At 69.2% G+C, this 3,251-nt stretch carries 5 protein-coding genes and 1 tRNA gene; 3 read left to right on the forward strand and 3 right to left on the reverse strand.

The window, feature by feature from the left end; all coding sequences use genetic code 11:
* The coding region (locus tag Q0R63_RS22080) for a helix-turn-helix domain-containing protein (RefSeq protein WP_295702207.1) at positions 1 to 210 on the forward strand (210 nt) is incomplete at its 5' end.
* A 185-nt stretch (positions 211 to 395) separates the two neighbouring features.
* Positions 396 to 1,541 (forward strand): site-specific integrase, encoded by a 1,146-nt coding sequence (locus Q0R63_RS22085; RefSeq protein WP_295702209.1) that lies wholly within the window; start codon positions 396 to 398, stop codon positions 1,539 to 1,541.
* Between the two features lie 16 nt (positions 1,542 to 1,557).
* Here Q0R63_RS22085 and Q0R63_RS22090 read toward each other — a convergent pair.
* The 3 genes from Q0R63_RS22090 to Q0R63_RS22100 all read right to left on the reverse strand — a co-directional run bounded on the left by Q0R63_RS22090 (position 1,558) and on the right by Q0R63_RS22100 (position 2,706).
* Positions 1,558 to 1,630: transfer RNA gene (locus Q0R63_RS22090), tRNA-Val, on the reverse strand.
* Between the two features lie 110 nt (positions 1,631 to 1,740).
* Complete coding sequence (locus Q0R63_RS22095) at positions 1,741 to 2,235, reverse strand: peroxiredoxin (RefSeq protein ID WP_295702211.1); 495 nt, start codon at positions 2,233 to 2,235, stop codon at positions 1,741 to 1,743.
* An 81-nt stretch (positions 2,236 to 2,316) separates the two neighbouring features.
* Entirely contained in the window at positions 2,317 to 2,706 is a 390-nt protein-coding gene (locus Q0R63_RS22100) for a DUF3052 domain-containing protein (RefSeq protein ID WP_295702213.1), read from the reverse strand.
* Between the two features lie 211 nt (positions 2,707 to 2,917).
* Between Q0R63_RS22100 and Q0R63_RS22105 the strand changes: the two genes are divergently transcribed.
* Positions 2,918 to 3,251, forward strand: a 334-nt coding sequence (locus Q0R63_RS22105; RefSeq protein ID WP_295702215.1) for a formate dehydrogenase accessory sulfurtransferase FdhD, incomplete at its 3' end; no start/stop codon positions are given.

Here is a 3,251-nt window from a genome sequence, read left to right on the forward strand (position 1 = left end):
GCCAACGACGAGCTGCTCACCCTCACCGAGGTCGCCGCGATCGTCCGCGCCCCCATCGCCACCCTGCGCTACTGGCGCCACCTCGGCACCGGCCCCCGCAGCTTCCGCCTCGGCCGCCACGTCGTCTACCGCGCCAGCGACCTCCAGACCTGGATCGACGAGCAGGACAGCGCCACGGAAATCCGCACCGCTACCAGCGAGCGCCGTTAACTCGGATCCTCGACCGCGCGACTATGTCACCACCCGCACGTAGCCTGCTGGGGGAGCCGAGGCGGCCGTCACACCAACAAGATTGTCAGCGTGCGCGGCCGGGGAGCGAAGGGCCGCAGCTGGCCGGGGTGAAAGTGCTCTGATCGGCCACCTGCGGGGCTGACAGCGAAAGGACTTCGCAGACGATGGCCAACATCCAGAAGCACTCCAACGGCCGCTGGAAGGCCAGGTACCGCGACGCCGCGGGTAAGGAGCACGCACGCCACTTCACCCGCAAGGTCGACGCCCAGCGGTGGCTCGACGACGTCACGAGCGCGGTTGTCACCGGCACTTACACCGACCCCGGCAGCTCACGAGTTACCGTCAGCGATTGGTCGACGACGTGGCTGGCCGGACAGGTCCACCTCAAGGCCACCGGCCGGTCACGGGTCGAGGGCATCGTGCGCAACTACATCACCCCCCGCTGGGGCTCGACCAAGCTGCGGGACATCTCCCACGCCGAGGTCCAGGCCTGGGTCACCGAGCTGATGGCCGGAGGGCTCAGCGCGTCGAGCGTGCAACGAGCACACGGCATCCTCTCCCAGATGCTCGACCTGGCGGTACGCGACCGCCGGCTGCCGACCAACCCAGCCAAAGGCGCGAGGCTCCCCCGCAAGCTCACCCGGCCGCGACGGTTCCTGACCGCGGCCCAGGTGGAGGCTCTCGTGCTCGAGTGCGAACCCTACGGACTGGTCGTGAGGTTCCTGGCGTACACGGGACTGAGGTGGGGTGAGATGGCGGCCCTCCGGGTCAGGGATGTCGACCCGCTGCGACGGCGCATGCACATCGCCCGCTCGGTGACCGAGGACAACGGCCGCCTCATCTTCGATACCACCAAGACGGGTGAGGAACGCACCGTCCCGCTCCCCCGCTTCCTCGCCGAACAGGTCACTGAATCGGTCGCTGGCAAGGGTCCTGACGACCTCGTCTTCGAGGGCACCCGGGGCGGCGTTCTCCGTAACGGCAACTTCAACCGACGCACGTTTGGGCCCGCAGCCCGGGCGATCGGCGAGCCTGACCTCACACCGCACGGGCTCCGACACACCGCTGCCTCCCTGGCCATCGCCGCCGGGGGCAATGTCAAGGTCGTCCAGCAAATGCTCGGTCACGCCACAGCGAGCATGACGCTCGACCTCTACGGCCACCTGTTTCCCGACCAGTTGGATGACGTAGCAGACCGCCTCGACGTCATCGGACGAGCTGCAGCGCTGGGTTCTTGCGGTCAATCTGCGGTCAAAAGGCCTACTAGGCCGTTGCGAGCAACGAACGGCGGGCCCTCAAACAGCCTGTGACCTGCGGTGATGTCGGTGGGCCCGGCCGGGTTCGAACCGACGACAGCCGCGGTGTAAACGCGGTGCTCTACCAGCTGAGCTACAGGCCCCTGCCCGGCGACATCGCGCCCCGCTGCCGGCTCGATCCGCGCCGTCCGGGCAGGCAGCAGTCTGACAGACCGACCGGCGCCACGTCATGCGGCTGGTGGCACGCGCTCCGTCAGACGCCGACGAGCCGGCCGCCGCGAAGGTCGGCGAGCGCGTCGCGGAAGGTGTCGAAGTTGCGCCGCTCCCCCGTCGGCTTGACCATCACCCAGCGGACGACTCCCGCGGTGTCGACCAGGAAGGTCCCCCGCAGTGCCGCGCCGGTCTCCTCGGAGAAGACGCCGTAGTCGCGGGCCGTCTGACCGTGCGGCCAGAAGTCGCTGAGGAGGGGGAAGAAGTGGGCCTCCGCGTCGGCCCACGCCCGGAGCGTGAACATCGAGTCGCAGGAGATGGCGAGCACCCGGATGTCGTCGGCCTCGAAGTCCCCGAGGTTGTCCCGGATCTCGCGCAGCTCGCCCGTGCAGATCCCCGAGAACGCGAACGGATAGAAGACGAGGACGACGTTCTGCCGACCGGCATACCGGGACAGCGACACCGGGGTGCCGTGCTGGTCGACCAGCGTGAAGCCCGGAGCCTGGTCGCCGACGGCGAGGGGGGTGGCGCGGGACATGGGCCCATCCTGCCAGTCGACGCCTCGGACCTCGACCGACCTCGGGGCTTCTGCTGTCAGCTCGAAGGGAGGAGCTGAGCCTCAGCGGCGCTGCGTCTTCGGCGACACCAACCGCACGGTGGCCCAGTCGGGCGACCCGTTGGCGGTGCCGGCGGCGTGCAGACCAGCGGTGACGGCCGACTCCTCGACCTCGGCCGCCTGGACGTGTCCATCGCGCCCGGCCCTCGGGGTGCAGAGGACGACGAACCCCTCGTCGGCGAGGTTGGTCAGGCAGTCGACGAGCAGGTCGACGAGATCGCCGTCCCCAGCACGGAACCACACGAGGACCGCGTCGGCGACGTCGCCGTAGTCCTCGTCCTCGAGGTCGGTGGTCGTGAGGTCCTCGACCGCGAAGCGCAGCTCGTTGTCGACGTCGTCGTCCCAGCCGATCTCCTGGACGACCTGGCCGGCCGCGAAGCCGAGCCGGGACATGGGTGAACCCTGCGAGGCCGCCTCAGCGGTCGCTGCCACGTCGTCCCCTCCATCATCGATCTCGGATGTGCGCCCGGCCGTGCACCGGGGCGTGCACGAAGGGTAGACCCCTCGAGGGACAACGCTAGTGGACCGACCCCCTCGACCGCAGTGGATGGCGAAGTGGATGCCCACCGATTCGGCGGGCTGCGGTGCGGCCTACAGTTGATGAATGGGTCGGGTCACGCAGCGCACACCTGCCATCCGGATCGACCTGTCCGACCCGACGTCACCGCGGATCGTCGAGCGTCTCGACACCGTCGTCGTCGAGGCGCCGATGGAGATCCGGGTCGACGGCCTCCCCCTCACGGTCACGATGCGCACGCCGGGAGACGACTTCGACCTCACCATCGGCTTCCTCCTCTCCGAGGGCCTCATCACGAGCGCCGAGGACGTCCAGCGGCTGATGCACTGCCTCGACGAGGACGAATCCGGTTCTCCCACCTACAACGTCGTCGACGTGACCCTCGCCGAGGGCGTCACCGGCCCGACCGAGGCCGAGGCGC

Source organism: Lapillicoccus sp. (assembly GCF_025353065.1).
GTDB lineage: Bacteria > Actinomycetota > Actinomycetes > Actinomycetales > Dermatophilaceae > Lapillicoccus.